Origin of the sequence: Nostoc sp. WHI (genome assembly GCF_015714725.1) — a bacterium.
Classification (GTDB): domain Bacteria; phylum Cyanobacteriota; class Cyanobacteriia; order Cyanobacteriales; family Nostocaceae; genus Nostoc.
Genome location: NZ_WBKM01000148.1, coordinates 1 through 23,642 on the forward strand (window position 1 = coordinate 1; position 23,642 = coordinate 23,642).

A 23,642-nucleotide genomic window follows, 5' to 3' on the forward strand; every position below is an offset into this window, starting at 1 on the left:
ATGTAGAGACGCGATTTATCGCGTCTTCAAACACCAATAACCCTCAATTTAACCGTATTAGCATATACAGAGTTAGTTATTTACATTATCTAAAAAATATATTGCTGAGGGTTGAAAATTCTTTCCAACCAAAATAGGTTCTCCCCCTACTCCTCCACGGCTAAGAGTACAAATCTTATAAAGGTTTTCACAGTCAAAGATTGCGAGAACTAGCTCTTTTCTTGTTTTGTAAGAAGATGGTAAAGGTTTACCTACCTCGCACTCTATATTCGTTTCATTTTCACGCCACTGTAACTTCCAAACACGCTTTTTGGTTATTGGTGCTTTAACAGACTGAGCGATCGCACTATACACCTCCTCCGCTTTAATGTCATCCTTAGCTGCTGGAACAAAAAATTTCATAGGCTTAAGTACAAGTAACGTAAGTTCATTTAGCACCAGCGTAACGCAGTTACCAAGGTAATCTGCTTCCATTCCACGATAAAAACTGTCCACTATCACCTTCTTGAAGCTGTTCGATTACAGCCCATAATTGAGTAACGGTACGTTCAACTGAAAATAATTGTTCCGCAGGTACATTTTTCTGGAAAGGACGGGAAAGCCGCGTATCAGTTGTACCAGGATGTAATGTAACTATTAATGCTTTCGGACAACTTCTTTTATACTCAATTGCCGCAGTTCGCATCAACATATTGAGTGCTGCTTTAGAAGCGCGATAGCCATACCATCCACCAAGTTGGTTATCGCCAATACTACCCACTTTAGCAGAAATACTAGCGAAGACGCTGCGTTTTCCATGACGAAATAAAGGCAATAGATGTTTAGCCAACAAGATAGCACCAATACTATTTATCTGAAAATAGCGGAGTAAATTTTCGGAATTAACTTGTTTTAAGCTTTTTTCAGGTTGCAACGTATCCTCATGCAGCAGTCCTACACAGTTGACTACCAAATGCAGTTTGTCAACTTGGGCATGTATTTTTTGAACAGCTTCAACAATCTGCAACTCGTTAGTAATATCCATCGCCAGACAAATTAATCGCTCAGAATGTTCGCTTCCAAGAGCTATTAAATCGGAGGCTGATTCCGGTTGACGAAAAGTTGCATAAACTTTGGCTATTCTGTCATCTTGTAGCAATTTTTTTACAAAACCCAAACCAATACCTTGGCTTGCTCCTACAATCAAGGCGTTGACAGGATTAATTTCATCGATAAAAGACATGTTAATTTAAGTTATTTGTGGAGGTATTTTATATTCGTAGCGAGAGAGAAAATAAGCGCCAACTTGTCTGTCGCTGTGATGACGGAAACCAAAGTTTTCATATATTGCTTTCAAGGGCGATCGCGAAGCCTCACAATCTAGACGTAAGTAAAGTTTACCAAGTGTTTGTGCATATTCAACAGCCCAAGTAAGCAGTGCTGAAGAGACTTTACCACCAGAATAACGCCGTCGAACCGCAAGGCGATGTACAAATGCTGACTCTTCTTGAGAAATGTCAGGCCAGAAAAGTAAATCTTCTAGCTGAAATTTGATTGTACCTGCTGGTTCACCCGCCCATTCAGCAATAAAAAACAAGCCGTTAGCAACATCTTCCGATATACTTTCTAGCGATACCTCGCTATCACCCCACAGAGGTATACCACGCTCTTGGAGCCACAAAGCTGCCTCTAACAATACATCCGAGACTATCACCGTATCTTGTATGGTTGCTTGGCGAATTGAGATGTACATTTAGTTATCAATTGCAGGTTAAGTTAAGCAATAGTGAAACTTCACAAAGATTAGTATAAATGTTGGGCTGCATTTATTTGTTGCCAATCTACCCTTTATTTACCAATACAAAACAAAAAACCGTTAAGTATCAAGGTTTTCCTGCTTTTGGGCTACAATGCTACTCATTTGCTACTCATTCTAGAGTATCTACCTCAGATTTTGAGAGTGTTTGGCAGGCGATCGCGCTACTCAAAAGCTACTCAAATACTGGCAATATTTTTAATTTAAAATCCTCTTCAAACCTGAAAGGCATATTATTAGATTCAGCAACCTGGTTAAAATTCCCTCCATCTGCCTCTACAAGAATTCCTTGAGGAATAGATGCAATCAAGTTATCCCAAATTAATTTGTATATTTCTAAATCTCCAAGTGTAATTTGTGGCTTTAACTCTAATCGAACCGATAACAATTCCAATCTAGTTTTTGCATCATTGTTTTGAACATTAGATATTAATTTCATGTAACTCTCACTAAAAAGCATCTGGGTATTGAAACCAGAAATATTAGGAGGGATATAACTTTCAACCTCGGATTCTTCAACCAACTGTCCATTCAAAAAAGTTTGAATTTTCATGCTACCTTAAACCAAAACAAAGGACGATTGTTACCATTTATAAAATAAAGATTATCAACAGGAGCGCTAATCGGCATTGTGTTAGGCGCAACAGCTAGCGTATTTCTTAATCCAGAGTTTGCAGTTGAGATAGTAGGTGTTGATTGTCCTAAATCATAATTTGTTGCCAAATTACTAACGCAAGTATGAAGGCTGGGTGCTTTAAAGGTTACGCCTCCTAGCCAGTAATCCCCCGGAGTCGAAGGCAATAAAATAATTGCTTCTTTTATTCCTGATGTTTCTGTTGCAATATTTCCCGAATCTATTAATAAATCTTTTGGTATTCCATCTTGATTAGAATAAACTCCTAATCTTAAATCCGTATCTGCGATACTTGTCACAACAGAAACAGCCAAACGAGTTAGCGTCACTTTGTGATGAATACTAAATAAATAGTAACTAATGAAATTAATTATAAAACCTGCCGTGCTACTTGTAGAAGTAGCAATATTTTTAAATCCTTGATAGTATCTTCCAGGTACATAGCCTGGATGAGAAATATTATAATGGTCAGAAGAGAAAGAAATGGGCATAAGTTGCTCCGTCTAGATATTTGCTAGTATATAATGACAAATTATTCTACTTCAATTTAATATGTCAGTCATTACCTACAACAAAGTTTTAACTATTGCCAGAAAAATTGATTCAACTTCCCCAACGGGAATAATACCAATAATTACTAATTCTCTTACTGGCATAACAGGAGGCGGACAAGTACTTTCAGCAAATGCTTTTATTAAAAATCTCAAAGCATTTGCTAAAATCACTAGTTTGCCTCCAATCACTCTACCAAATATTTCTGTTGAGGACAGTGAAACAGAAAGACTTTACAAAGTATTGGATGTAGAGTGGCTATCGCCAAGGCTTGAACTAAATGTTTATATATCCAACAATATAACTGATTGGCATTTAGTAGGGGGGATAAGCTTGCTCAACCCCAGTGGCTACCCTTACCGCATCTACAATTTACTTGATTTACTCACTGACAATTTGGCTGTAGAACTGGGTGAAAATGGACGGCTAGGAATAGAAGTTAAAGATGTTGGACATGGTTCTCTAGAAACTAACGATTTAATCACGATTCACGGAAGCTATGTTTTAGAAGTTGTTATTGAAGAGGCTAATTATATTCCTCCCGTTACCAATTCTACTCCGATTAACAAAGCTGTTAGCCAACAAAGCACAGTAGTTGTATCAGCAACATTTACTAGAAAATACGTGCTTTTAACCAATACTGGCAATGCTCCAATTTATTTAAATTTTGGGTCAACGGCGTTTCTCAATCAAGGAATTCCCCTTCAACCGGGTGGAGCCTTTGATTTTTCTATAAACGATGTCGCTCATTTAGGTGATATATCTGCAATTTCTAGTGGCAACAGTCAATTGCTCGGAATACAATCTACTTAATCCGCAATCAGAAAATCATGGCCTTATACAATCCTCCTGCCACTTTTACTTTACCCGTTGATACCTCCTCAATAGCCAATGAAATTACAAACTCATTATCTACCATCGCATCAATAATTGCTCCTGCTAATACTAATAGGCAAAGCTTAACTATTTTTAACAGTTTAACTCAAACTGTTTACATAGATGTCACCTCGTCCGTTAGTGTTACAAATTATATGGTTCCAATTCCTGCTGGTGGTTTTTACGAATTACCAATCAAGTATACAGGTGCTTTTTATGGAATTATCGCTAATGGAACTGGCTCTGTAGAAATTAGAGAGTTTGTTTAATATGTATGAGCAATTTGATAGAATCACAGCAGTAAATGACCCGCGAGATTTCAAAATGCCATACAAATTGTATGGTAAGACAGATTTAGAAAACATGAAATTCAAATATCAACATCTGCATAATTTTTCTAAAGGTTTATCTATTAGATTCCAAAATGGTCAGACAAACAAAGTCTAAAAAACTTTTAAAAAAATTATTCTCACCAGAAGAACCACAGGAAGGACTAGTACCGCTTGCTGGCCCTTTTTATGCAACTCCCAGCGAACCTGCCGATCCAATGGATTGCGATCGATATCCTGATAGCCCTTGGTGTGGTGGTAATCCGATAGATAAAACCCCTTTAGCCATTGGAATTGACATTGTACAAGATGAATGCAATTTTGGCGTTCAGTTTAGCGGTACTTTCTTATTTTTTAAAATTCCTCCCGTCCAAATCGTTTACCGTAATCCAGCGTGTTTTCCGCAGCCTGAAGAACCAGAACAAAATAATGATTACGAAAAACCTTTAGAGATACCAGATGGATTAAATATATATTTTCTTTATTCATCCTATGCTTATGTTAGTGAAACTCTTTATTTAGGAAACGGGAGAGTAGGAAGATATGAAAGTGAAATTATTCAAAACATCGCAGGCGTAGAATTTCCTTATCAAGGTGATGTGAGAATTAGTGCAAGCTATAATCCTAAAGTAAAAATCCGCCCACTTTGGAAACTGGATTTAATCGTATCAAATTTTGCTCAATACAATGGTGCTTGGCGTAGCACTAGAATTGGCAATACAATGGCAGATGGTGAAATAAAAACTTTTTCACATTCCACAACTTTTACTTTTTATGGTGATGGAGATCAAACGGGACACGCTGCTTCTTACAACGATAATGGAGCAAATTATGTATATAGCTTTTCTTATTATCAAACAAGAGAAAAACTAGACAACTTTTTAAAATATATGCGCTCTACTGGTTACGAAGTCAAGGCTAGTAGAAAAACTACTACTAATTCAATATCAGGATCTACTCGCACTGAAGAAAAGATACCCGCTATTTATGGCGCACCAGCACCACCGCCACATATTGACCCACCTCCACCACCAAAAAAGGAATGCTGCAAAATGGGATGTTGTCCAGACAATTCTAATTTAGAAAGATTATTAAAATTAGTCCTTAAAAAAATTGGCTCAGATGATTTACCTGCTAGCGTACCCAGAATCCTGACTAAAAAAGATGCTGGAATTATAAAAATTAGTAATTTAGCTCAATTCATATCCTATGCAGTTAAACAACTTGATGCCGTATCGGGTAAATATCCTTTAGAAATTAAGATTAAAGATGCTGATTTAACTCAAGAAGGTGATCAAGAGAAAAAAATAACTGTACCGAATATTGGAGAAGCATTAACTGAAATCATGGGGATGCTGTTAGTACTTCAAAGTGAATCAAACGCCAATTTAATTGCAACTGTAAATAGCATGGTTGAAGCAGGAAGCGCCAAACAAGCGGCAATCTTAGCATCTGATTACAGCAGAGGTAATTCTGAATATCTTGGCTACAAAGGCAAGCAGGTTGAAAGGAAAGTTCCCTTTACCTTTAAACCTGGGGAATCCCAAATGGACAAAATGTTGGTTGGCGGAGAGGTAAAAGTTAAAGGTTGGGAAAATGACGATAAGGAAGACCTCAACGATGCCCTAGCCCCACTGCTTGAACTTGCAGCCATGTGGAAAGCTGCAAATTTTAAAAATTTGGGGACTAACGATACACTTACTAAACTCAAAGGTATTTTGACTGGTGCTGTTGACCTTACATCGGCGGTTGACAAATTAGTTAACACTCCTCCCGCCCCAGACCCCAATAATCCTGATGCCCCACAGCCTGAAGCTAAGAAGAGCGATTGGGATGTTTTTGTAGAGGAAGCCGAACAAGGATTCATCGCGCAGCCGGGGATAACAGACACTACAAATCCTTACGCTCGACCTCTGACACAGCGCCCCAAAATCCGCGAAATTGGCAATGATACTAGCGATGGGACAGGCAGTACTCAGTGATTCACACGTCTGCCGTTGTGATTGCATCTACGCCGTAATCTTCTTGTAAAAGCCAAAGCCTCTCGTCACGAATCTGTTTTCTCACGGATATCTCGGATAAGCCCAGTTCGTGCATGAGATTTTGCACCAGTTGATACCGTGGTACGTAGTGATAAGGTTTTACCCCTGTATTCCATCCCTTGCGTCGCCTACGACGCATACACCGTTGGCTTTTCGTCCCCATCAAAGAGTAGCAAATTAACTCCATATTACACATTCCCTTAAAAGGCTCTCAATTTCACCGATTTAAAGTCCTGGTACTTTTTTAACACCCATAGGGTTCTATAGATTTTTTGGACATTTCATTTTATTAACGATTTACGGCAGTTTTATTGTTCTTTATAACTGGATAGCATCATTTTTTACATACATTTTCTTTGTAATGAAGTTTAACATCTGTTGCCAAACTTTCAGATGACAGTCGCTACTGTTTCTCTATGAATAGAGCTGATTTTGAAGCTTTCGGTGCCCAATTGGGATTGGAAAGTTCAGCCAAAATTACGGATACCGAAAAAGACAAATTAGTTTCAGGTTGTTCAAAGCCGCGTCCTGGTAGAGCTAGTAAACAGCTGTCTGACGGTTCTAATTTTTCTAGTTTCTTTTCTACAGCCAAGATGGGAGAGGTTACCACTGCTGGCTATGACATTCTTGATGAAGAAATTGTGCTTAAAGTTTCTAGTGGCGGTGCTGGTGGTGGCAGTTAATCATGAGTCTAGTAATTGAAACTGAGTCCGGCTTAATTCTTCCCGGACACCCTTTCTTTGATGATTGGCTTTACTGCACCCTTCCCCCAACTTGGCGCAATTTCGCTTACCACAATCCCAATTTTGCATTTGTCGCTCGGAGCGGAAGCGGACTTTTAGAAGCCGTGACCGAAGACGAAATGGAAGATTACATAGAAGGCGGTGAGTACGACCAACGACTAGAAGAATGTGGCGACTATGACGACGATGACTGATGATATTGGGGTGTGGAATGATCTCGGCACTGTGCAAGCTGAAAAAAAGGTGTGGCTGAAATTTCCCCAAACAGCTACGGGAGCCAATGCCACCATCAGAGTATCTTTTCAGTGTTCCGATTGGAGCAAGTTGTCTAGTTACATTCTCATCCGTCCGCGTTACACCACAGCCAATAGTGATGCCACGGGAGCCAGTGCCAGAATTTACCCTGCAACTACTCCGGTTATTTGTGAAATGCATATCCCCGCCGATTTTCAAGAGCGATCTGTTTACTTCCGAAATTTTGAGGTGTACAAAGTCAGTCGCCGCCGTCCCCGGTTCGTTGGCATTACTCCAGATGCCATTTTACAAGTGCGCTTGGAGGAATTATGGGGTTAGCCGATATTGTTGTCGAACAACTTGAATCTACCGTTGTCCGGTCTGGAATCGGCAAGCGCGTTTTCAAAAATTCCTTTGAAGACAAACAAAGCGGCGGCGAGAACAATGTAATTAGCTGGCTTTGGAACGCAGGCAGCCGATTAGTAGGATTTTTAGTGGCTGAAGGAGGTAAGCTTATAAGCTTTACTCTTACAGGGCTGTGGAGCTTGTTTGTTTCCACAGCCCAATTTATCTGGAATTTCAACTGGAACATGACCGACACCGAAATAGACCAACAAATTAAGCAAAGGTGGGAGGCTCTCGGTGGAATGTTGGGAGGGGTGTTAGGTAATGCCGTTGGATATTTGGGATGTGGAATTCTTCCGGGAGCGGTTATCTTTGCTTTCAACGAGCCATTAGGGGCTTATGTACTAAAAAATGTTGCTGAGGAGATGGCTGAAGAATTTACGGCTAATTTAGCTGGATTAGTCCGTTATACATTCATGAGCGGCGTTCAGTCTTTAATCCTTTGGGGATTTAAGAATGTTCGTAAATTCATCAAATCTAATTCTTCTTTGGTTGGGAAATTGTTCGGCAGTGGAGCCGAAAAGATGACCAAAGCTTGGGGGTCTGAAGGTTCTAAACCTTGGTCTTTCGCTCTTGCTGTTGACAATGCTGTTGAGTCCATCCCTAATACATTCGTTAGAAATTTTGTTGAAGAATTTTTAGAGGAAGCTTGGGATGGGTGCGTTGAAGCTGGCTATGTTGTAGCAAACTCGATTGATTCATACATGGCTTTAGAAAAGCTGAAACAGCAGAATCAACCGCCAATGGGTAAAACTCGGTATGTGGAGATTAAGCCAGACCGAACTATTGATGATCAACGAATTATTTTAGCTGGGCCACAAGAGGCTTTAAAGCCGATCATTGTGCAAGTGCTGACCAATTACCAAATGATGGAGGATAAAGATATTGGTTCGTTTGTGGGTACACCCATTGATGAATATTTGAGAGCCAAGCCGAGAACTATTAGTTTGCAGATTCAGTTTTTTAGCAACAAAACTCCCCCCTGGATGAAGCAAGGTACTAATCGATTGGTAAGTGCTAGTTGCTCGGTTCCAGATATTGACCCAACAAAACTAGATTGGCAAAATATCAAGCTTGCTTGTGGAGGAGCTAACGGATACCTTTACGGAAGATACCGCGTCACGGGATTTTTGGACAATGGGCGACAGATGGCGGTTTACGCATCTACAGCAGAGGAGGCAGAAAAACGAATAAGAGATTTATTGTTATTAAGTAAAGCCAAGCTGCTTAAGAAGCCGACCATTACTGAAGACCGAACTGAAGACAGTGCTGGCAGCTACCTGAAGCAGCCAGTAAAGATTTATCCGGCATACTTTACGATTCTCAATCAATATCAGGTGCCAGGAGCTTTGGGAAGCGGGATTCCCATTAGCGGTAAACGGTATGTTCGCAAGAATGATCGGATTGATTTATGGGTAGAAACCAAGCCCTTTGACTTTGAAGCCAGAATCATAGAATTGCTCAAAAAACCAGGGGCTGAAAGCATTACAACTTAGGAGTAAATATGGAAATATTCTTACCAGGATTCAATATTGACGCTGCAATTGATAGTCAATGGAAATCTGCTAATGACAAAGAAATTGCAATCCAGACGGATAGGAAGACAGCAGAAGAAACGGCGGCGGCGGTATTAGTTAAACAATTCCAAAATGAGCTTAACGGTTGCATCGAAAGCAATGCTCAAGCATCTTTAAATTTGAAAATACTACCACCCAAAGAAATCTCTATATTTTCAGTTTGTGCATATTTTGAGTTTATGAACATTGGTTTTTATTTGCGGCGTCATGCTCAAAATTATTGGGAGATATGCTACCAAGATCAAATAGTTCCTGCATCAGCCGATTTTCTACAAAAACAATTGTTTTCTGAATTAGGCAAGGTCAAATGAAGGGCATAAGGAAATCTGTAGCCAAGTCAAACTTTTGCAGAAAGAATTTATTGCTTATGATAAAAGATTTGATTTGCACCTACTAGATTACGTCCATTACAAAGATGCAAATCTTTTGGTGTACAAAGGACTAGGTGATAACATTACTCATGTATGGATGAAGACTGAGAAACTTGTTGCCAAACAAGAATCTGAGGTAAAAGAACTTCAGCAATTCCTTAAGAAGCAGCAAGATTTTAAAATTCGTGAGTAGGGGGAAGTATAAGATAAAGTTAGCCTTGATAAATGCAAAGGTTTACCTTCCGCCTCTGTCAGGGCAAAATTCCCTTTTCGTCACTTTTCCCTAGAAAGCCTAAGTGAAGGCGATTGCACCACGGTTTACTAACTTAAAAACTTCTTTAATTCTTCTATTAGCATCTGGTTGTCCTTCCACATAGAAACCTTTCCATCCCGATAGATTTTGGCGAGGAAAGGGGCGGGATGTTCGCGGACAAATTCTTGCATCGAAACAATTGCTTTTAGAAAGATTGCAGCCATATCACTTCCTGATAGGCTTTGAGATGCGAGTGCAAACATTTTTATCTGAGCGCGGGCGACGGCAATTCTTTCTAAGGTATGTTTACCGATATTGGCATCTTTAGTCAAAACAACCCAGCCTCTTTTGCCGACCTCTGGTAGCCAATCTACATCTTGAGCGCCTTTATCAAAATGTTTGTCATGAATTTCGATGTTGATGCCTGCCGATTGAAGCGTTTCTACAATGCATCTGCTACCTAAACATCGATCTATAAAAAAGGTAATATAGCAGTCCTAAATCATTTGTGAAAATTCTATATCTCTTTCTTCTTTCTTCCCTTTGTGTCCTTGGCGTTCTTGGCGGTTCGTTTCCTTATTTATATTTTTCACGACTCATTTAGGATTGCTATAGACTGGGGTTGGATCATGCAACAGCAGGTAGTTCACACCGAATGGCTTCTTCAATTTTGAGGCGTCCGCAGTCATAATCATAAGCGAGATCGTCAATTGAATCACCTGCTTGATAGCGTTCTGCTAACACGCGGGTAGCAATTCCTGTCCCAGCAATGACAAGGCGACCAAAGGCAATTCGGGGATCAATAACTACAATGCGAGGATTATCTTCTTCTGACGAGCGAGTAAAGGGATAAAGTTTGATTGCCAGCCCAGTGTCATCGGGTTCGATCCGTTCAAGATGAGCGTTAAATGCATCTTTCATTTCCGTTTGTCCGCGTAAAGATGCATTAACTAGAGAACCATATCGCTCAATGAAGAGGTCAACCCCATTAGTCCGAAAGCGTTCACCTGCCAAGGGGCAGGATACTTGAAACTGCCCCTCAATGAAATCAAGAGCAATCCGTACCTTGCCCAGGTGAATTTTGTGATTTTTGCGGATTGCTCTTAAAACGTGAATTTCAACTAGGTTAGTAAATGAAAGAAGTCGCGGTTTGAGGTCACGAATTGAGATAAGGGGCTTGAAGAAGTTGAAACCGTTTGCAGTTGGATACTGTCGTCCAACTGTCCAAGAGCGAATTGTGCCTGTCGGAATGCGTAAATAACGGGCAGCATCGCTAATGGAGTAGGTAGGAATATCTCTAGGGTCAGTTCCTCCGTAAAGCTCAGTCATAAGCGTACCTGCCAGAAATGCTTGATTTTATTATCTCAAATACCAATATATTTTTAAGTAAGTAAAGCCAAGGCTTTATGAAAAATTCTTTTTTATGAAATAATCGCTTTTGGGTGTGCCTACTTGACTGGATAGATATTCAATTGTAAAACAAGCGATCGCACTTCCTACATCAAATAGCGATCGCACCGTAGTTTACTTGTCAGTCATAATTTTTGCTGTTGTTAAGTTTAGTGCTGTCTGGTCTGCTAATTCTGTCTGTCCGCTTGTCTGCTCTGTCCCCTGCTGTACAAGGATTCTGTCTATGTCTGTCCGTTCTGTCTGTCTGTCTGATTTAAGGTAATTTCAATGGTATTTGCATCTAACCAGACAGACAGACTGTTTTCAACCAACTCATTAAACAGTCGTTTTAATTCCTCTGAACTGAACCGTTGACCCTTAACCTTAAAGTTTGGCTGTACCTCCTGTATGACTGCCGATGTTTTTCCAGTACGCTGGAAGTATTGCAGGAGTGATTGGGCATTAGGTGTTAGAGATTGGAAATCAGCAGTTGATTGGAGTTCAGTTTGAACATTGTCTAAGCATCCTTCAAGTTTTGCTCTAGCATCGCGGTCATAACCAGAGTAATTGGTGAGAGTTGGCAAAGGGAACCAGTTATTAAATTGTCCGTAGTAATAGCATCTATTAACAGGAGATTCTTTGCATAAATCCTGGATATCAACAGATAGCAATTTCCGGTCTGATGGCAACCATTTAGTTCCGATCAAGGCAGTGTAGGTGGCTAAACTCTCAGCAGTGATTAGCGCTAGTGGCATGAACTGCGATCGCACTCCACCACTAACGCCAATGTCATCAGTATTTGGGTTTAAGGCAACAATCCAAATGTTCCAGCCTTGGGAATCACCAATGCTAACCAAGCTCATAATTACTGATTTAAACCAATTGCCCTCACCAGCATTTTTCATCAAACTAGATAGATAGGTCGCTTCATCCAAAATCAGCAACTTTTCTCCAGGCGTAAGCTGAAATTCTTTAATAGCGGACTTAAACCATTCAATTACCGCCGATGGTTTTTGTTCTAGTGCCTTTGTGCGTTTGAGAATGTCTACTCTACCAGTAAAATAACCAGTTTCTTTTTCATCACCTTTAGGGTCGATGTAGAAAATAGTGGTGTTTGGATATTTAGCCTTAACTGCGTCCAGGGCGTTGCTAACAATCAATCCCTTGCCGCTACCTTGGGCCCCAATTATCAAATGATTGCGAACGCGATCGCTCATTGCCCCAATTAAATCTAAATCATTGGGCTTTGGAGGTTGGGGAATGAGAGAGGTGATTTCCCCACGCAATCGGTTAACTGCATTTGTTGCACTTCCTGCAAGTGCATTAACTCTTTCGGCAGCAGGCGCGGCAGTTAAGGACTGTTTCGGCATCAGAGCTTGGGCATCAGAACTTGGGCTGTGTCCCCGGTCGATTGCCCAGCGAATTTGGTTTACACACTCTGGTAAACCAACTTGTTGGGCGTAATCCTTAAGGTTGTTTCCATCAAGGAAGGCCGCAACACAGCCATAGTCTCTAATTGCCTCCTCAGCCGAATTGACAGAATGAGTTTTGCGGAAGGAACGGTACAAAATCAGCGCCCCTGCTAGCATCCCGGTCAGTGGGGAAGCGATCGCACCCAGTACTAGCCCAACGATTATGGCACCACCAACGCCAAGGTTACTGTCTCCAGAATCAACCCGCTCAACTGCCAATTCTTGCCAGTCTTCAGCGCTGCGAGATTTTTCAGGCTTGAAATTAGTCATAAAATCATGCAAAAAAAATAATGGGAGGGTGTCCCCTCCCCGGTTTTAATCTAAATATTTGGTGGTTTCTTGCCACCAAAGCGCCATGCTCACTAAAATTTCGATCGCAAACATGGTAGTTGCCATCAGTGCAACAGCACCCCAGTCAATCAAGTGCCACTGTCCAGTTACCAAGACAAACAGTAATTGTCCTATGTCCCCGCCCGCGATCGGGGGATAAGCAATGGAGCAAAACACCGCATCAACACCATAGGAAGTCTTGGCGTAGATTCGTGCTTTCCGCATTGATTGCAGTGGGAGTAGGTTATACAGCCGCTTTAGATGCTTGACTACCGGATCATCTTTCTCGCTGACCTGGTAGACTCCCCCACTGGCAACTTCGTCCAGTACATTTTTCATGTACTTTCGGTTGTGTTTTAGAAGTATGGGCAGAATTTGACATACTTGAATTACTGCCCATACCAGCAAGCCGACTCCCCAATGGCTGACTAAACCGATAGCCTGAAAGAATTTCCCAAAGACAGGAATTGCGTAGAAACCTTGAATGAGTGCGGTGTCAATTACCCTACTTGAAAGAATTTTGACTACATAGGCATAAGGGCTGATGTTTAGGTAACAAATCCACAATCCTAAGCCAACCGCACCCCAGGAAGCAATTTTGAGAGCAGTTTTGGAGAGGTTAAATTTAATTTTCTTGCGTCTAAAAAATGTGGTCATTGATACGCGGCTCTCCTATTGTTTTCAAGGGATTGCTTGATTAACGGGCTGTTGCCCGTAAAAGCCTCGGAAGTGATAACGGGCTTAAATTTGCCATCGCCATCAAAATCTCGCGGTTCTAGAATCCCCGTAGTTCCGTATCCGTCGCAAACTACCGTTCTTTTTGGTAGTGGTTGTTTTGTTACGGGGTCGTAGACTGGCTTGCCTTGGGCGATCGCCACTAATTGCCCTTTGTACAGCAGAACTAAACACCCGTTTCTGTAGCGTTCTTCGGCGATCGCAGCTTGATTTTTAACGGCTTGCTGGCTGGCTCGTAGCTCGTTATTCTTCGCTGTGGCTGTTTGCATCATCTCTTTGGCGTTGCCTAGAGAATTAAAGGTGCTGGTGATGTTGCCACTACCAAATAGTAAACTTGTACCAGTGCTAGCCGTTAACAGCACTGTCATAAGATCAAGCTTCATTGTCACCATCCTCAGACAACGGGTTAACGGTGCTGACAAAGTGAACTTTTTCGGTGCTGGCTTGGGCCAGTTCAGCGCTGCCACCGACGACGAGAACATGACCGAGTTGTGACATATAACTGGCCCACTTTGAACGAATTCCGGATCGTGCAGCTTCTACCCAGTGGGAAGCGCTGCGGTCGTAGATTTCCCAAAAATCAAGGCAGTCAATGCCGTAGAGGTAATCGCGGCGCTCGATTGCGTCCATGATTTCAGGTAGTTCAGGGGAGTAGGCAAGGTTGTGGGCTTCTTTGAGTTCGGTGGCTATCTGCTGGGCTAACTGCTTAGTTCCCGGTAAAATCACTTCGGCATCGTGGATTAGTGTGCCGTTCTGGGTGTAAAGTCGAGCGATTGATGTGCCGCCGCCAATGTCCCAAACTGCGTTTTTGGCTTCTGGAAACTGGTAGAATCCCTGCTTTTGGGCGTAAAGGAATGCGGGGTAAGTTTCATCAATGGGTTCTACATGAAGAACTGTGTAGGTAATTTCTTGTCCGTTGCGAATAAATTCACGTAATGGGTAGTTAGCAATCCGTTGCACCGAGGCTACGTCGTCATCGTTGAGAGAATTGGGCAAAGCTATGCACAGTTTTTCAACTCGAATATGGTTAAAGCCTGGGCTGGGTTTGATAGCAACTAGTACCAATATTTCGGCTAATTCACACTTGTCTTTCTGAAAAGTTGGTTCACCGCCTAGTTCTTGGGCTAGTTTACCGATTACAAAACGTCTGCCGTCAACTTCAATAAAGACTGAGTGGGAATCGTATTTTAATCGCTTCCACTGGTATTCTGAAAGCTCTTTGACGCAGCTGGGAATACACCGCAGTTTGTTGTCTGCATCTAGCCATTTTATAAAGCGGTTGCCACCGTCAAAGACAATTCGCGCTCTTGTTTGTCCTGTCTGCGGATACTGCGGGTTAACGGCTTTATTCCCGTGGTGTCCGTTTTGCGGTTGGATGTATGCGTTAGTGTTCATCACTGTAGGGTTTGTTTATGTGGTCAAGAATCCATCGCCTCGGCGCTCACTTTAACTTCTAATAAGTTGAGTGTGATCTGTTTCGCTACTTCCAAAAGGTCGTCGCCTTCAAGCTGATCGCACCACTGAATAACCTGACTTGGGACTTCGCTAAAGCCCATTGTCTGACGCTGGTATAGAACGGTGGTTTCTCGGTGCAATGCCAGAAAGATTAGGCAATTAAGTCCAGTGGCTTCAGAGCGGCTGAAATTCTCGTAGATATAGGCAAGAAGGTGTGTCAACGCGGTCATTTAATGTTCTGCTGAAGTTTCAACTGTGGCGATGGCTGAGAGCGATCGCCTTTTTGCTGGTCTGCGACTAATTCCTCTAGCAATCCCGTGGCAATGTCGGCTGCTAGGGCGATCAACTCGTCGTCGTCAAACTGATCGCACGAGGTAACGATCTGTTCGGAGATGTCGTCAAAGCCCCATTCTTCATGCTGGTATTTAACGGTGGTCTGTTCCCGCAGCGCTAAAAAGATTAGGCAGTTCAAACCAGTTGCCTGACTCCGGTTAAAGGTTTTCTGGACGTGTGCAACGATGTTGAGTCGGTTTGTTTCTGTTAAGATGTTGGTCATTTACTCCTGCTTTGAGTTATAGATTTTTACTTCCAGGGCGATCGCTTCACCCTGGATTTTTAATGTCCTTGGCGGGGTAATTGCACATCAAATGAGAAGAGAGGTAAGCCCAAACAACTTGAGCAGTTTTATCTTCCAAGAAAATTTCTTTGCCGTCCTGTGAAGTCAGGGTAATGATCAGGTTCTGTCCTTTACGCTCGATCGCTGCCACCTGGTCAACGTTGATAATCGTATCCTCGTCTACGCGGAGTAAAAAAGGTTTGTTGGTCATTTTCTTAGCTCCTCTACAATTTGCTGGACGTCGGCTGGCGTTGGGTTAACGCCTTCACGTAATGAGTATTTGTATTCAAGGGGATCTTTTCGCTCAACCCAGCCTTTTCGCTCCAAATAAGGAAGGATGAACTCACTCTTACGATGATTTTTCCCCAAGCCCTTTCTGATTTGGCTCATTAGTTGCCAGCAAGTTAGTGGTTTTGTCATTGACACAACTCGTTTCTCTAATTTGTCCAATGAGTAATTCGATCAATGCAACCCGATCACTCAAAGTTGTATTTCGAGTTAAGTAACTTCCCACTTCAAAAATTTCATCTCTTGTCCTGCCGGGAAACTTCATTTTTAATCCATCAGCCATCTGGCTGATCAGATGAAGCCTTTCTCGATCGCTCAATCCCTCGAAATCCTGTCCGTACTTGTCCCGCAATGATTTCAGGTAAGCGGAGGAGTGATTTGTCACTGCCTCGGTGTCTAGTGTTTTCATAAGTGCTATAGGTCGTAGGTCGATCGCAGTTGTCAATGGTTAATAATTTTCAACAATTCCGTCCCCGTCGCAAGTCTGACAAATCCAGCCTGAATCGCCGTACAGAAACCCTCTGCCCTCGCAATCTGCACAATCGCGGAATGGTGGTGCGTCGTCGAGGTTATCACCTAGGTCAGGTAGATCGTCGGATGGGGAGATTAGGTAGTTTGGGTAAATTACACTGTCTGGATCAATCATTTTGGCTCTTCCTCTTCCGGCTCTGGCTCCTGCTCACTACCAATGCCGATCAATAAACGTCCAAATTCTTGGCTGAAACTCATGATGAAAAACTGTTGATCACTTTCGATGTCCTCGATGAGTATCTCCGCTTCCGGCGGGAATTCTTGCAGCTTCTCAATTAGTTCTCTAATCGTCGTCATGTCGGTTGCATCCTGGTTTAGTTGCCAGTCTCCCCTGGTAGGCTGCTATCTCTGCCGGGTTTGTCTGAGGAAATAACGTATTTACGAATATACGTTATATTTGCGATAATAGTATATTCGTATATACTAAATCAATATCGTATTTATGGATATGCAATAATAGGGTGTCGGGTATGGAAAAAATAAACAATGGTAAGCAGAGGCCGCCCCAACAAGAGGGGAGTAACCAAATTGGTCACATTAAAAGTGAACCCAGAAGCATGGGAGTTATTCCGACTTTTGGCGGAGAACTTAGGGACTACGAGATCGCAACTGGTCGAAAGCATAGCGACGAGCCAGATGTCGCTTTCGGAGGAGAATGGACAGATAGTAGAATCTCTGGGAAAATAATTAGCCAGCTAGTTGATGAAAACGAAAAGCAGCTGGCCTACCATGAAGAGCAGCGTTACTACCACCAGAAACAAGTTGAGAAAGTAAGAGATAGAATTGAAAGCCTAAAGCGGATTCCTGAAAGCTTGGCAGACATAGTTCATATAGTTCATACAGAATAAAGTCGTCCCACCAATTAGGTAGGACGACTTTATTGTTTGCGATTGCCTACTCATCATTAGGCGACGTATCTGTGAGTTATTCCTCTAGGCGTGATTGCAAGTCATCTAGTTGCGATCGGAGGTCAGCCGAAGGTGAGTTTGGGTCAGTGGGACTTTTAGAAGATTCTTGCTGTGAAACTTCTGGTTCATCTGGGATAAACTCCAACCGAAACATGAGTTTTCCTGATTTCCAGCCACCTCCTTGGGTACGCAAAAACTGGCACTTAACTCCCTCTTTCGTGAACCATTTAGCGTGAGGGTGAGGCTGACCGCTATTGCTATTTCCCGCCGCCCATCTTTTATAAGCTTTCGTCAACTCACTCAGTTTAAACGTGGAAGTTAATCCGAAATTAGGTGATGTATCGTCGCCAGTAAACACAACATCATCATCATTCAATTCAAAATCATTCATTTTCGATTGTCTCTTTCGGTTTAGAACATGGCGGCTCAAGCTGCAAACTTGATCCGCCTTTCCTAAGCATTCCCCGAATTACCAACCCCCTAATAACTAAGGAATCAAAACAATGACTGTCAGAGCTAAATTCACCTGCCAAGTCAAAGACTTCTATCCTGCAACTCGAATAGCACAAATTGTTTTGACGCCAGTAACCACCGATCCACCAAATCCAGAAAACCTGACTTTCTGGAAAGCGACACCCGCCGGAGCGATTACACTCCAAATCGACAACCCACTAGCATTGGCTCAGTTTTCTGTAGGAGTTGACTATTACGTTGATTTCACCCCTGCCGAGTAATGAAGTGCGATCGCCCCCAATGATGCATCCAGGATTCCCTCTCCGAATACCCAATACCCAATGCCCAATGTCAACAGACGAAAACTTCAACAACCTAATAAAGAAGACAGATGTTGAAATGCAGCGATTAGGTTGGACAACAGAACAAGGTCGAGAGCTATTGATCAGGTTTTATGGAAAGCGATCGCGATCGCTCTTGACCTACGACGAATTAGATAACTTTCTTCTTTACCTGCAACTTTCCGAAGTTGACCAGCCACCAGATTACCCTAATCCCAAATGACCAACAACCAAGTAAACACATGAAAATCAAACTAATCCACGCTCACTTCCTGATTTCCATTGGCGATTACTCAAATGAAAGAATCGGCTTCACCGGAGAACTAGAACCAGGTGAAACTGTTGCAGAGGCAGTGGAAAAAGCCAGAAAGGACGCAGTAGAAGCAGTGGGGCCAAAAGCTCAGGAATTTTACCAGAAAAAACACGACCTTAGAGCGGAATGTAACGAGATTGAGAGAAGACTTGCGATATTACGCCGCGAATGGGATGCTACAGCCGAATTTTTAAAAACACAAGGAATAAAGACAGACGCGCCGCCCATGCCTTTGTTTCGCGGCTTGCTTAGTCCAGCGATCGAACACGAATCCGTTTCCGAAGCAGAAATTATTGATGACGACTACTAAATGAAGCGAACAAAGAAATACTCCGAAGCCTGCGAAATACTAACCTTTCCTCACAGGACACAGGATGAAATCTACAGCGAACTAAACCGATTGGGCTGGTTTTGGGACTCCAAAAAGCGCGAATGGCTCCGAGACGACACCCCAGCCAAGGAAGCCACCCAACTAATCCGAATTCGGGTATGGGCAGCGACCGACAAAGTAGATCAGGCTGCTGATTTGTTCATAGAAACCGCCGTAGACAATGGGCTGAGATTGATTGAGAAATCCTCACCTTACGTCTGCCGCCCCCCAAATCAAAAAGATAGTCGAGTCTATCTAACTTTTGAAGACGTTACCGATAACTCCTAACTCATGACCAAGCACCCACTGAGCTTATGACCAGAGACGAAGAAATTAAAGCAGCGATCGTAGTCACCCCGGACATGATCCAATTTGCAACTGCTAGAGAGAACCAGGCAGCACAACAGCTTGGGATGGAACTATATAACCTTGTAGATTTTATCCACTCGCTACAACCAATACTCTTAAGACACGAAGCAATGCTACTGTGCGCGGCGGTGTTGGAGATGCAGCCAAAACTCCTTGGTCCAAACCCTGCATTTCTTGAGGTCTTAGCTGATGGCGCCCAAAAACTGATAGCCGCACGAGAGCAAGCTGATGATCAACCTGACCAGAACTAAAGATCACTGGGTATTTTTGAGATTCTGGCTATGGGCAGCCATGCACTCCCCAAAGTTTTGGGAATTTCAAATACAGCTTGTTCCCATGTCAGCAAGACTGAGTATCAACGACTCCCTAGAGCCGAAGCAATTAAGTCTCACTGTGAATAGCCCTAGATTGTGTTTCTACTATCGCTGGAGCGCATTTCTACAATTCGTCGAGTTGAGAAAGAAGCACGGAGAAATCATTAATGTTAGTGTTTTTGATCACATTCCATTTTAACCACTTGTAAACAATATTACCGGAGATAAAAAAATGAAATCACCAATAAAAAATCTGGGTGAATGTTCACCCATTACCCAGAAAAACCACATTGTAAACGAAAATTTCAAATACTTTATTTCATTGCTAATGATAGCATCTTTCAAGGGAGGACAAAACTAATGTTGCATTCCTCCTTCACAGAATCTTCACTCAGATTTGAATCCCAATCTGATAAGTTACTACCACAAAATATAGAGGCCGAAGAAGCAGTACTAGGCGGCATCATGCTTGACCCAGAGGCTATCTACAGAATTTGGGACAAACTTAAACCAGAGCATTTTTACATTTCAGCACACGCAGATATTTATCAAGCTTGCCTGACACTAGCCAAAAAGCACCAACCAATTACCCTATTAACTGTTACTAGCTGGTTAACAGATCACCATCTTCTTTTACGTAGTGGCGGCAGAAACAAGCTTGCTACTTTAGTTGACAGAACCGCTTCAGCTATTAATATTGATGCCCTGGCTGAATTAGTTATTAGTAAAGCAATTCGTCGGCAACTAATCAAATTTGGAAATAACTCACTGAATCTTGGATATTCAACCGAAATAGAATTACCTGAGATCATGTCAATCATTAAAGAGGAGTCAGCTTGTATGACTGACCTCTTAGCGATTACCGCAGAACAAGATCAGGATGTTTTGCAATACAACAGATTAGTTAGAGCAGTTAGAGAAATTCAATTAACTGTAGAAGATCCAGGTTTGAGAATGGTAAAAATGCATTACCTGTCCCAAAGGATCGGCAATAAAATGACCCCTGCCCTACTGGAGACGATTTACTATCAATCGCTCCTAAAAGAAGAGAATGAGCCAGGTATGACCTTAGCTGAATTTAAGACCAAATACGGTCAATTGGTCAATGAATGGCACATGAACGGGTTACTTCCCAAAGGCAAAGTAGTCTTGCTGTACGCCAAAGGGGGAGAGGGCAAGACGCGGATTGCCTACGACCTGGGACTGCACTTAGCCACTGGTAAAGCTTGGGGCGGGTTTCCGGTCAACGATAAATGCAAATTACTTTATGTCCAGACCGATGAAGCTCCAAACGACACCATATCAGTACTAGAATCCAGGGGCTATGAAGACACAATGGAAATTTATCTTAAATCCAAGTGGACTGTTGATCATAGCGAGTCACTCAGGGAAGAAATTAAACGCTTGGGAGTGCAATTTGTCTTGATTGACTCCCTAAGCACAGTCAATAAAAACAGCTTGTTTAGTGAAAATGATGTGGAGTACGCCCGTCCCATTCTCAGACTCAAGGATATTGCCCAAGAACTTGGCATCACTATATTAATCATCCACCATGCCAATAAAGCAGGGGAGACTAGAGGCTCGTCAGCTATTTTCGCCAGTGTTTCGGAGGTCTGGAAATTAGAAAGAGATACTTCCCAAGAAGCCCCTAGCGATGGCACAGGTAGATTACTAACTATTGAAAAATCGCGATCGCGAGCTCCTGCTACATATAAGCTGCAATTCTGCCCAGAGGATAAAAGCTGGATTTGCTTAGGAAAGCAAGGAGAAATGGGAGATACCACCGTATTAAAAGACCGGATCTTAGAATTTTTGGAAATTCATCGGGGGACAGCCTATGAGGTAGAGGAGCTTACCCATGAAATTGGCGGGAATTCAGACAGCATCCGCCGAGCGCTGTTTCAACTGGCCGAGGATGGGGTGATTTACAAAAAAGAATGCATTGCTCGTAAAGGGAAACCCCAAAGGTATTTTCTGCCAAGTTATAATAAACACATTGCAACTCAAGCGGGCAACGACGACACCCAACAAAAGTCTGATCCGCCCACCACATTTTCTGATCCACCACTTCTACTTTCTGATCCTACGGATGGATCAGAAAGTTTTCCGCCAATTGCAGGCATTCCAGCCCTTTCTGATCCACACCCCCCCAAAATCCTCAAAATGGTTTTGGGAAAAATTTCTCTAAAAATGCCGACCCCGGATCAGAAAAGGCTACAAATCATATAAATCAAGGAAAACTTTCTGATCCGCTTTCTGATCCACTTTCTGATCCACGCCCACCGGATCAGAATGACCGCAACATTCCGTTACAAATCCCCATAGACGACAGTGATCACACCTTTATCTCCTCCGATGGGAAACTAGGTAATAGTACAGCAACCATCACTATAAATAGACGGCTTAAACGATACATTGAGGCTACCATTAATTACGTGTTCGCGGACGGTAGTACGACCACCCAACAAGTTCATCCCACGGATTTACAAGAAGCTCGACAGTTAGCAACGCTAGAGATTCAATACTGGGAGTCCACCCAACTTCCAGATTCTCCAGCGAGCTATCGAGTTAGGCAGCTTGGCGAGGAAGACTATATATGGATTAAAAATTGTCGGCTGGTGGAAATTCCTAGTCCGCCGATTACAAACTGGTATGTCTTCCACTCGCCTACAGGTGAGAGGCTGCAAGTCCGAGGGGTGGATGATTTCTGCTTAGAGAGTGGAGGCGATCGCACATGAACCTGGTAACGGATGAGCAGCTATGCAACGTAGCGCGGGACTATATTTTGAAAGAATATGCCCCTGCCGGACATATTAGTTACGTGTGGGACGAGTGCGAAGATCCACTTAATGACACAACAAAAGCAGTTGTAGGGGAATGTCCCCCTAGTGACGTGGTGGATTACGAATGGATACAGATTTGCTCGTGCGAAGTCATTAAAGCAGAAGTCTCCGAACGTGACGATCATGCAGAGGAATACACGGTTACAATTACTGCTCAAATTGCGATCGCCACAGACGACGAGGAAGATTTAGACAAGGTGGAACCAGAGGAAAGAGAGATTTTTTGCACCATCTACAAAGATACGTATAGTAAAGATTTTTACGTAGCAGATGCCGAAGAATGACGAGGACATGTGGATCAGCGCCGATTCTCGCTCCGGCAAGCTAATCATCCGCTTTCGAGTTCGTGGTCTTGGCAAGCAGTTTTTTATTGCCACTGGACTAAAGGACACCAAACGTAACCGGGAAATAGTGCGATCGCGCCGAGATGCGATCGCAACCGATATTGCCCTGAGTCGCTTTGACTCCACATTGAAAAGCTATCGCTTTGGGGCATCGGCGACAATTCCGGCGGTGACTGAGGCGGCGATCGTTCCAAAATATAGCAGCCGCCAGGTTGGTTAGGACGCTGTACCAAGAACATCTTCCATAGCACTGCGAAGGCAGTCAAATTGAATTAGCTGTTTACGAATTCGACTTTTTAACCATGACCAACATCGCTCAATTTTGTTAAGATCGGGTGAATAGGATGGCAAATATTTTAATTGACAGCCTGCTGCTTCAATTAATTCTTTAATATGTCCACCGCGATGAAATGTAGCATTATCTGCAATTACTATTTGTCCTAATTTTAGCGTTGGTATTAAACAAGTTTTTAGCCAAGTCTCAAATACAGTTCTGTTGCAAGCTCCCTCAATAGTAAATGGAGCAAATAAATTCCCATTACAATATGCGGCAATCATATTAACTCGACCTTTTCTCCTGCCACTTTTGAGTGCATGGAAACGCTCACCCTTGCTATTCCAACCATAGCCATAATCTTCTCTATTATCCATTCCAGCTTCATCTATATAAACTATTTTCTCTGGTTTATACAATGCTATCTCTTCTCTAAACTCTTGCCGTTTAATTTCATCTCGTTCTTGATAACCATAAGTTTTTTTT

37 protein-coding genes and 2 pseudogenes are annotated in these 23,642 nt (G+C 42.5%); 20 read left to right on the forward strand and 19 right to left on the reverse strand.

Going from position 1 to position 23,642, the window contains the following annotated elements:
• Positions 1-72: 72 nt before the first annotated feature.
• From F8S12_RS15625 to F8S12_RS15645, 5 genes are all read right to left on the reverse strand, one after another.
• Positions 73-474 (reverse strand): hypothetical protein, encoded by a 402-nt coding sequence (locus F8S12_RS15625; RefSeq protein ID WP_230967735.1) that lies wholly within the window; start codon positions 472-474, stop codon positions 73-75.
• Positions 452-1,222: an SDR family NAD(P)-dependent oxidoreductase gene (locus F8S12_RS15630; RefSeq protein WP_196514637.1), complete on the reverse strand. Its 771-nt coding sequence runs from the start codon at positions 1,220-1,222 to the stop codon at positions 452-454. Before F8S12_RS15630 ends, F8S12_RS15625 begins: the two co-directional genes overlap by 23 nt.
• A 6-nt stretch (positions 1,223-1,228) precedes the next feature.
• A complete protein-coding gene (locus F8S12_RS15635; protein WP_196514638.1) occupies positions 1,229-1,732 on the reverse strand; it encodes a GNAT family N-acetyltransferase in 504 nt (167 codons plus the stop codon).
• Between the two features lie 238 nt (positions 1,733-1,970).
• Complete coding sequence (locus F8S12_RS15640; protein ID WP_196514639.1) at positions 1,971-2,348, reverse strand: hypothetical protein; 378 nt, start codon at positions 2,346-2,348, stop codon at positions 1,971-1,973.
• Positions 2,345-2,920 carry a hypothetical protein gene (locus F8S12_RS15645; protein WP_196517078.1) on the reverse strand — a complete coding sequence of 192 codons (576 nt, stop codon included), beginning with the start codon at positions 2,918-2,920 and terminating at the stop codon, positions 2,345-2,347. Before F8S12_RS15645 ends, F8S12_RS15640 begins: the two co-directional genes overlap by 4 nt.
• 61 nt (positions 2,921-2,981) lie before the next feature.
• Here F8S12_RS15645 and F8S12_RS15650 point away from each other — a divergent pair, with 61 nt between their 5' ends.
• The 3 genes from F8S12_RS15650 to F8S12_RS15660 all read left to right on the forward strand — a co-directional run bounded on the left by F8S12_RS15650 (position 2,982) and on the right by F8S12_RS15660 (position 6,168).
• The gene (locus F8S12_RS15650; protein WP_196517079.1) at positions 2,982-3,794 is read left to right on the forward strand and encodes a hypothetical protein; all 813 of its coding nucleotides are present in this window, start codon (positions 2,982-2,984) and stop codon (positions 3,792-3,794) included.
• 17 nt (positions 3,795-3,811) lie between these two features.
• Positions 3,812-4,126: a hypothetical protein gene (locus F8S12_RS15655; protein ID WP_196517080.1), complete on the forward strand. Its 315-nt coding sequence runs from the start codon at positions 3,812-3,814 to the stop codon at positions 4,124-4,126.
• 155 nt (positions 4,127-4,281) lie between these two features.
• Complete coding sequence (locus F8S12_RS15660) at positions 4,282-6,168, forward strand: hypothetical protein (RefSeq protein WP_196517081.1); 1,887 nt, start codon at positions 4,282-4,284, stop codon at positions 6,166-6,168.
• A gap of 1 nt (position 6,169) precedes the next feature.
• On the opposite strand, the gene F8S12_RS15665 is transcribed toward F8S12_RS15660, so the two are convergent.
• A complete protein-coding gene (locus F8S12_RS15665; RefSeq protein WP_196517082.1) occupies positions 6,170-6,415 on the reverse strand; it encodes a hypothetical protein in 246 nt (81 codons plus the stop codon).
• Between the two features lie 229 nt (positions 6,416-6,644).
• On the opposite strand from F8S12_RS15665, the gene F8S12_RS15670 reads away from it, so the two are divergent.
• Genes F8S12_RS15670 through F8S12_RS15695 form a run of 6 tightly spaced genes read left to right on the forward strand, consistent with a single transcriptional unit; the run spans position 6,645 to position 9,751 of the window.
• Entirely contained in the window at positions 6,645-6,911 is a 267-nt protein-coding gene (locus tag F8S12_RS15670) for a hypothetical protein (RefSeq protein WP_196517083.1), read from the forward strand.
• A gap of 2 nt (positions 6,912-6,913) precedes the next feature.
• Positions 6,914-7,165 (forward strand): hypothetical protein, encoded by a 252-nt coding sequence (locus F8S12_RS15675; RefSeq protein ID WP_196517084.1) that lies wholly within the window; start codon positions 6,914-6,916, stop codon positions 7,163-7,165.
• The gene (locus tag F8S12_RS15680; protein ID WP_196517085.1) at positions 7,149-7,544 is read left to right on the forward strand and encodes a hypothetical protein; all 396 of its coding nucleotides are present in this window, start codon (positions 7,149-7,151) and stop codon (positions 7,542-7,544) included. Before F8S12_RS15675 ends, F8S12_RS15680 begins: the two co-directional genes overlap by 17 nt.
• Entirely contained in the window at positions 7,535-9,106 is a 1,572-nt protein-coding gene (locus tag F8S12_RS15685; protein WP_196517086.1) for a hypothetical protein, read from the forward strand. Before F8S12_RS15680 ends, F8S12_RS15685 begins: the two co-directional genes overlap by 10 nt.
• Before the next feature lie 8 nt (positions 9,107-9,114).
• Positions 9,115-9,498: a hypothetical protein gene (locus F8S12_RS15690; RefSeq protein ID WP_196517087.1), complete on the forward strand. Its 384-nt coding sequence runs from the start codon at positions 9,115-9,117 to the stop codon at positions 9,496-9,498.
• 34 nt (positions 9,499-9,532) lie between these two features.
• Positions 9,533-9,751, forward strand: a complete 219-nt coding sequence (locus tag F8S12_RS15695; RefSeq protein WP_196517088.1) for a hypothetical protein — start codon at positions 9,533-9,535, stop codon at positions 9,749-9,751.
• Between the two features lie 128 nt (positions 9,752-9,879).
• Here F8S12_RS15695 and F8S12_RS15700 read toward each other — a convergent pair whose 3' ends face one another.
• The 11 genes from F8S12_RS15700 to F8S12_RS15750 form a co-directional block, all read right to left on the reverse strand.
• Entirely contained in the window at positions 9,880-10,299 is a 420-nt protein-coding gene (locus F8S12_RS15700; protein ID WP_196517111.1) for a hypothetical protein, read from the reverse strand.
• 139 nt (positions 10,300-10,438) lie between these two features.
• Positions 10,439-11,140: a DUF433 domain-containing protein gene (locus F8S12_RS15705; protein ID WP_196517089.1), complete on the reverse strand. Its 702-nt coding sequence runs from the start codon at positions 11,138-11,140 to the stop codon at positions 10,439-10,441.
• Between the two features lie 302 nt (positions 11,141-11,442).
• Positions 11,443-12,942, reverse strand: coding sequence for a hypothetical protein (locus F8S12_RS15710; protein ID WP_196517090.1), 1,500 nt, complete (start codon positions 12,940-12,942; stop codon positions 11,443-11,445).
• Between the two features lie 45 nt (positions 12,943-12,987).
• Positions 12,988-13,659, reverse strand: coding sequence for a hypothetical protein (locus F8S12_RS15715; RefSeq protein WP_196517091.1), 672 nt, complete (start codon positions 13,657-13,659; stop codon positions 12,988-12,990).
• Positions 13,656-14,120 carry a hypothetical protein gene (locus F8S12_RS15720; RefSeq protein ID WP_196517092.1) on the reverse strand — a complete coding sequence of 155 codons (465 nt, stop codon included), beginning with the start codon at positions 14,118-14,120 and terminating at the stop codon, positions 13,656-13,658. The genes F8S12_RS15715 and F8S12_RS15720 overlap by 4 nt, the downstream gene beginning before the upstream one ends.
• Positions 14,110-15,132, reverse strand: coding sequence for a ParM/StbA family protein (locus F8S12_RS15725; RefSeq protein WP_196517093.1), 1,023 nt, complete (start codon positions 15,130-15,132; stop codon positions 14,110-14,112). Before F8S12_RS15725 ends, F8S12_RS15720 begins: the two co-directional genes overlap by 11 nt.
• Positions 15,133-15,155: 23 nt before the next feature.
• Positions 15,156-15,413, reverse strand: a complete 258-nt coding sequence (locus F8S12_RS15730; RefSeq protein WP_196517094.1) for a hypothetical protein — start codon at positions 15,411-15,413, stop codon at positions 15,156-15,158.
• A 5-nt stretch (positions 15,414-15,418) separates the two neighbouring features.
• Complete coding sequence (locus F8S12_RS15735; protein ID WP_196517095.1) at positions 15,419-15,748, reverse strand: hypothetical protein; 330 nt, start codon at positions 15,746-15,748, stop codon at positions 15,419-15,421.
• A 46-nt stretch (positions 15,749-15,794) separates the two neighbouring features.
• Entirely contained in the window at positions 15,795-16,019 is a 225-nt protein-coding gene (locus F8S12_RS15740) for a hypothetical protein (protein ID WP_196517096.1), read from the reverse strand.
• 138 nt (positions 16,020-16,157) lie between these two features.
• Positions 16,158-16,505 carry a hypothetical protein gene (locus F8S12_RS15745; protein ID WP_196517097.1) on the reverse strand — a complete coding sequence of 116 codons (348 nt, stop codon included), beginning with the start codon at positions 16,503-16,505 and terminating at the stop codon, positions 16,158-16,160.
• Positions 16,506-16,738: 233 nt separating this feature from the next.
• Positions 16,739-16,924, reverse strand: a complete 186-nt coding sequence (locus F8S12_RS15750) for a hypothetical protein (protein ID WP_196517098.1) — start codon at positions 16,922-16,924, stop codon at positions 16,739-16,741.
• A 173-nt stretch (positions 16,925-17,097) separates the two neighbouring features.
• Between F8S12_RS15750 and F8S12_RS15755 the strand changes: the two genes are divergently transcribed.
• Positions 17,098-17,475: a hypothetical protein gene (locus F8S12_RS15755; RefSeq protein WP_196517099.1), complete on the forward strand. Its 378-nt coding sequence runs from the start codon at positions 17,098-17,100 to the stop codon at positions 17,473-17,475.
• Positions 17,476-17,551: 76 nt separating this feature from the next.
• Here F8S12_RS15755 and F8S12_RS15760 read toward each other — a convergent pair whose 3' ends face one another.
• Entirely contained in the window at positions 17,552-17,926 is a 375-nt protein-coding gene (locus F8S12_RS15760) for a KGK domain-containing protein (protein WP_196517100.1), read from the reverse strand.
• 112 nt (positions 17,927-18,038) lie between these two features.
• Here F8S12_RS15760 and F8S12_RS15765 point away from each other — a divergent pair, with 112 nt between their 5' ends.
• From F8S12_RS15765 to F8S12_RS15805, 10 genes and pseudogenes are all read left to right on the forward strand, one after another.
• Entirely contained in the window at positions 18,039-18,269 is a 231-nt protein-coding gene (locus tag F8S12_RS15765) for a hypothetical protein (RefSeq protein WP_196517101.1), read from the forward strand.
• 97 nt (positions 18,270-18,366) lie between these two features.
• Positions 18,367-18,552, forward strand: a pseudogene (locus F8S12_RS15770) (hypothetical protein); the annotation flags it as partial.
• A gap of 19 nt (positions 18,553-18,571) precedes the next feature.
• Complete coding sequence (locus tag F8S12_RS15775; RefSeq protein WP_196517103.1) at positions 18,572-18,952, forward strand: hypothetical protein; 381 nt, start codon at positions 18,572-18,574, stop codon at positions 18,950-18,952.
• Positions 18,953-19,300 carry a hypothetical protein gene (locus tag F8S12_RS15780; RefSeq protein ID WP_196517104.1) on the forward strand — a complete coding sequence of 116 codons (348 nt, stop codon included), beginning with the start codon at positions 18,953-18,955 and terminating at the stop codon, positions 19,298-19,300.
• Between the two features lie 26 nt (positions 19,301-19,326).
• Positions 19,327-19,632 (forward strand): hypothetical protein, encoded by a 306-nt coding sequence (locus F8S12_RS15785; protein ID WP_196517105.1) that lies wholly within the window; start codon positions 19,327-19,329, stop codon positions 19,630-19,632.
• Positions 19,633-20,055: 423 nt separating this feature from the next.
• A pseudogene (locus tag F8S12_RS40625) lies at positions 20,056-20,506 on the forward strand (DnaB-like helicase N-terminal domain-containing protein); the annotation flags it as partial.
• The gene (locus F8S12_RS40630; RefSeq protein WP_442946803.1) at positions 20,506-21,924 is read left to right on the forward strand and encodes an AAA family ATPase; all 1,419 of its coding nucleotides are present in this window, start codon (positions 20,506-20,508) and stop codon (positions 21,922-21,924) included. The pseudogene F8S12_RS40625 and the gene F8S12_RS40630, both read left to right, overlap by 1 nt.
• Positions 21,925-22,130: 206 nt before the next feature.
• Positions 22,131-22,433 (forward strand): hypothetical protein, encoded by a 303-nt coding sequence (locus F8S12_RS15795; RefSeq protein WP_196517107.1) that lies wholly within the window; start codon positions 22,131-22,133, stop codon positions 22,431-22,433.
• Complete coding sequence (locus F8S12_RS15800) at positions 22,430-22,822, forward strand: hypothetical protein (RefSeq protein ID WP_196517108.1); 393 nt, start codon at positions 22,430-22,432, stop codon at positions 22,820-22,822. Before F8S12_RS15795 ends, F8S12_RS15800 begins: the two co-directional genes overlap by 4 nt.
• Positions 22,809-23,102: an Arm DNA-binding domain-containing protein gene (locus tag F8S12_RS15805; protein WP_196517109.1), complete on the forward strand. Its 294-nt coding sequence runs from the start codon at positions 22,809-22,811 to the stop codon at positions 23,100-23,102. Before F8S12_RS15800 ends, F8S12_RS15805 begins: the two co-directional genes overlap by 14 nt.
• On the opposite strand, the gene F8S12_RS15810 is transcribed toward F8S12_RS15805, so the two are convergent.
• Positions 23,099-23,642: IS630 family transposase (locus F8S12_RS15810; RefSeq protein WP_196517110.1), on the reverse strand; the 544-nt coding region annotated here is incomplete at its 5' end. The genes F8S12_RS15805 and F8S12_RS15810 overlap by 4 nt on opposite strands.

Coding starts and splice junctions, on each gene's coding strand:
- F8S12_RS15625 (WP_230967735.1), bottom strand. CDS start 474: ATGGAAGCAGATTACCTTGGTAACTGCGTTACGCTGGTGCTAAATGAA.
- F8S12_RS15630 (WP_196514637.1), bottom strand. CDS start 1,222: ATGTCTTTTATCGATGAAATTAATCCTGTCAACGCCTTGATTGTAGGA.
- F8S12_RS15635 (WP_196514638.1), bottom strand. CDS start 1,732: ATGTACATCTCAATTCGCCAAGCAACCATACAAGATACGGTGATAGTC.
- F8S12_RS15640 (WP_196514639.1), bottom strand. CDS start 2,348: ATGAAAATTCAAACTTTTTTGAATGGACAGTTGGTTGAAGAATCCGAG.
- F8S12_RS15645 (WP_196517078.1), bottom strand. CDS start 2,920: ATGCCCATTTCTTTCTCTTCTGACCATTATAATATTTCTCATCCAGGC.
- F8S12_RS15650 (WP_196517079.1), top strand. CDS start 2,982: ATGTCAGTCATTACCTACAACAAAGTTTTAACTATTGCCAGAAAAATT.
- F8S12_RS15655 (WP_196517080.1), top strand. CDS start 3,812: ATGGCCTTATACAATCCTCCTGCCACTTTTACTTTACCCGTTGATACC.
- F8S12_RS15660 (WP_196517081.1), top strand. CDS start 4,282: ATGGTCAGACAAACAAAGTCTAAAAAACTTTTAAAAAAATTATTCTCA.
- F8S12_RS15665 (WP_196517082.1), bottom strand. CDS start 6,415: ATGGAGTTAATTTGCTACTCTTTGATGGGGACGAAAAGCCAACGGTGT.
- F8S12_RS15670 (WP_196517083.1), top strand. CDS start 6,645: ATGAATAGAGCTGATTTTGAAGCTTTCGGTGCCCAATTGGGATTGGAA.
- F8S12_RS15675 (WP_196517084.1), top strand. CDS start 6,914: ATGAGTCTAGTAATTGAAACTGAGTCCGGCTTAATTCTTCCCGGACAC.
- F8S12_RS15680 (WP_196517085.1), top strand. CDS start 7,149: ATGACGACGATGACTGATGATATTGGGGTGTGGAATGATCTCGGCACT.
- F8S12_RS15685 (WP_196517086.1), top strand. CDS start 7,535: ATGGGGTTAGCCGATATTGTTGTCGAACAACTTGAATCTACCGTTGTC.
- F8S12_RS15690 (WP_196517087.1), top strand. CDS start 9,115: ATGGAAATATTCTTACCAGGATTCAATATTGACGCTGCAATTGATAGT.
- F8S12_RS15705 (WP_196517089.1), bottom strand. CDS start 11,140: ATGACTGAGCTTTACGGAGGAACTGACCCTAGAGATATTCCTACCTAC.
- F8S12_RS15710 (WP_196517090.1), bottom strand. CDS start 12,942: ATGACTAATTTCAAGCCTGAAAAATCTCGCAGCGCTGAAGACTGGCAA.
- F8S12_RS15715 (WP_196517091.1), bottom strand. CDS start 13,659: ATGACCACATTTTTTAGACGCAAGAAAATTAAATTTAACCTCTCCAAA.
- F8S12_RS15720 (WP_196517092.1), bottom strand. CDS start 14,120: ATGAAGCTTGATCTTATGACAGTGCTGTTAACGGCTAGCACTGGTACA.
- F8S12_RS15725 (WP_196517093.1), bottom strand. CDS start 15,132: ATGAACACTAACGCATACATCCAACCGCAAAACGGACACCACGGGAAT.
- F8S12_RS15735 (WP_196517095.1), bottom strand. CDS start 15,748: ATGACCAACATCTTAACAGAAACAAACCGACTCAACATCGTTGCACAC.
- F8S12_RS15740 (WP_196517096.1), bottom strand. CDS start 16,019: ATGACCAACAAACCTTTTTTACTCCGCGTAGACGAGGATACGATTATC.
- F8S12_RS15745 (WP_196517097.1), bottom strand. CDS start 16,505: ATGAAAACACTAGACACCGAGGCAGTGACAAATCACTCCTCCGCTTAC.
- F8S12_RS15750 (WP_196517098.1), bottom strand. CDS start 16,924: ATGACGACGATTAGAGAACTAATTGAGAAGCTGCAAGAATTCCCGCCG.
- F8S12_RS15755 (WP_196517099.1), top strand. CDS start 17,098: ATGGAAAAAATAAACAATGGTAAGCAGAGGCCGCCCCAACAAGAGGGG.
- F8S12_RS15760 (WP_196517100.1), bottom strand. CDS start 17,926: ATGAATGATTTTGAATTGAATGATGATGATGTTGTGTTTACTGGCGAC.
- F8S12_RS15765 (WP_196517101.1), top strand. CDS start 18,039: ATGACTGTCAGAGCTAAATTCACCTGCCAAGTCAAAGACTTCTATCCT.
- F8S12_RS15775 (WP_196517103.1), top strand. CDS start 18,572: ATGAAAATCAAACTAATCCACGCTCACTTCCTGATTTCCATTGGCGAT.
- F8S12_RS15780 (WP_196517104.1), top strand. CDS start 18,953: ATGAAGCGAACAAAGAAATACTCCGAAGCCTGCGAAATACTAACCTTT.
- F8S12_RS15785 (WP_196517105.1), top strand. CDS start 19,327: ATGACCAGAGACGAAGAAATTAAAGCAGCGATCGTAGTCACCCCGGAC.
- F8S12_RS40630 (WP_442946803.1), top strand. CDS start 20,506: ATGTCAATCATTAAAGAGGAGTCAGCTTGTATGACTGACCTCTTAGCG.
- F8S12_RS15800 (WP_196517108.1), top strand. CDS start 22,430: ATGAACCTGGTAACGGATGAGCAGCTATGCAACGTAGCGCGGGACTAT.
- F8S12_RS15805 (WP_196517109.1), top strand. CDS start 22,809: ATGCCGAAGAATGACGAGGACATGTGGATCAGCGCCGATTCTCGCTCC.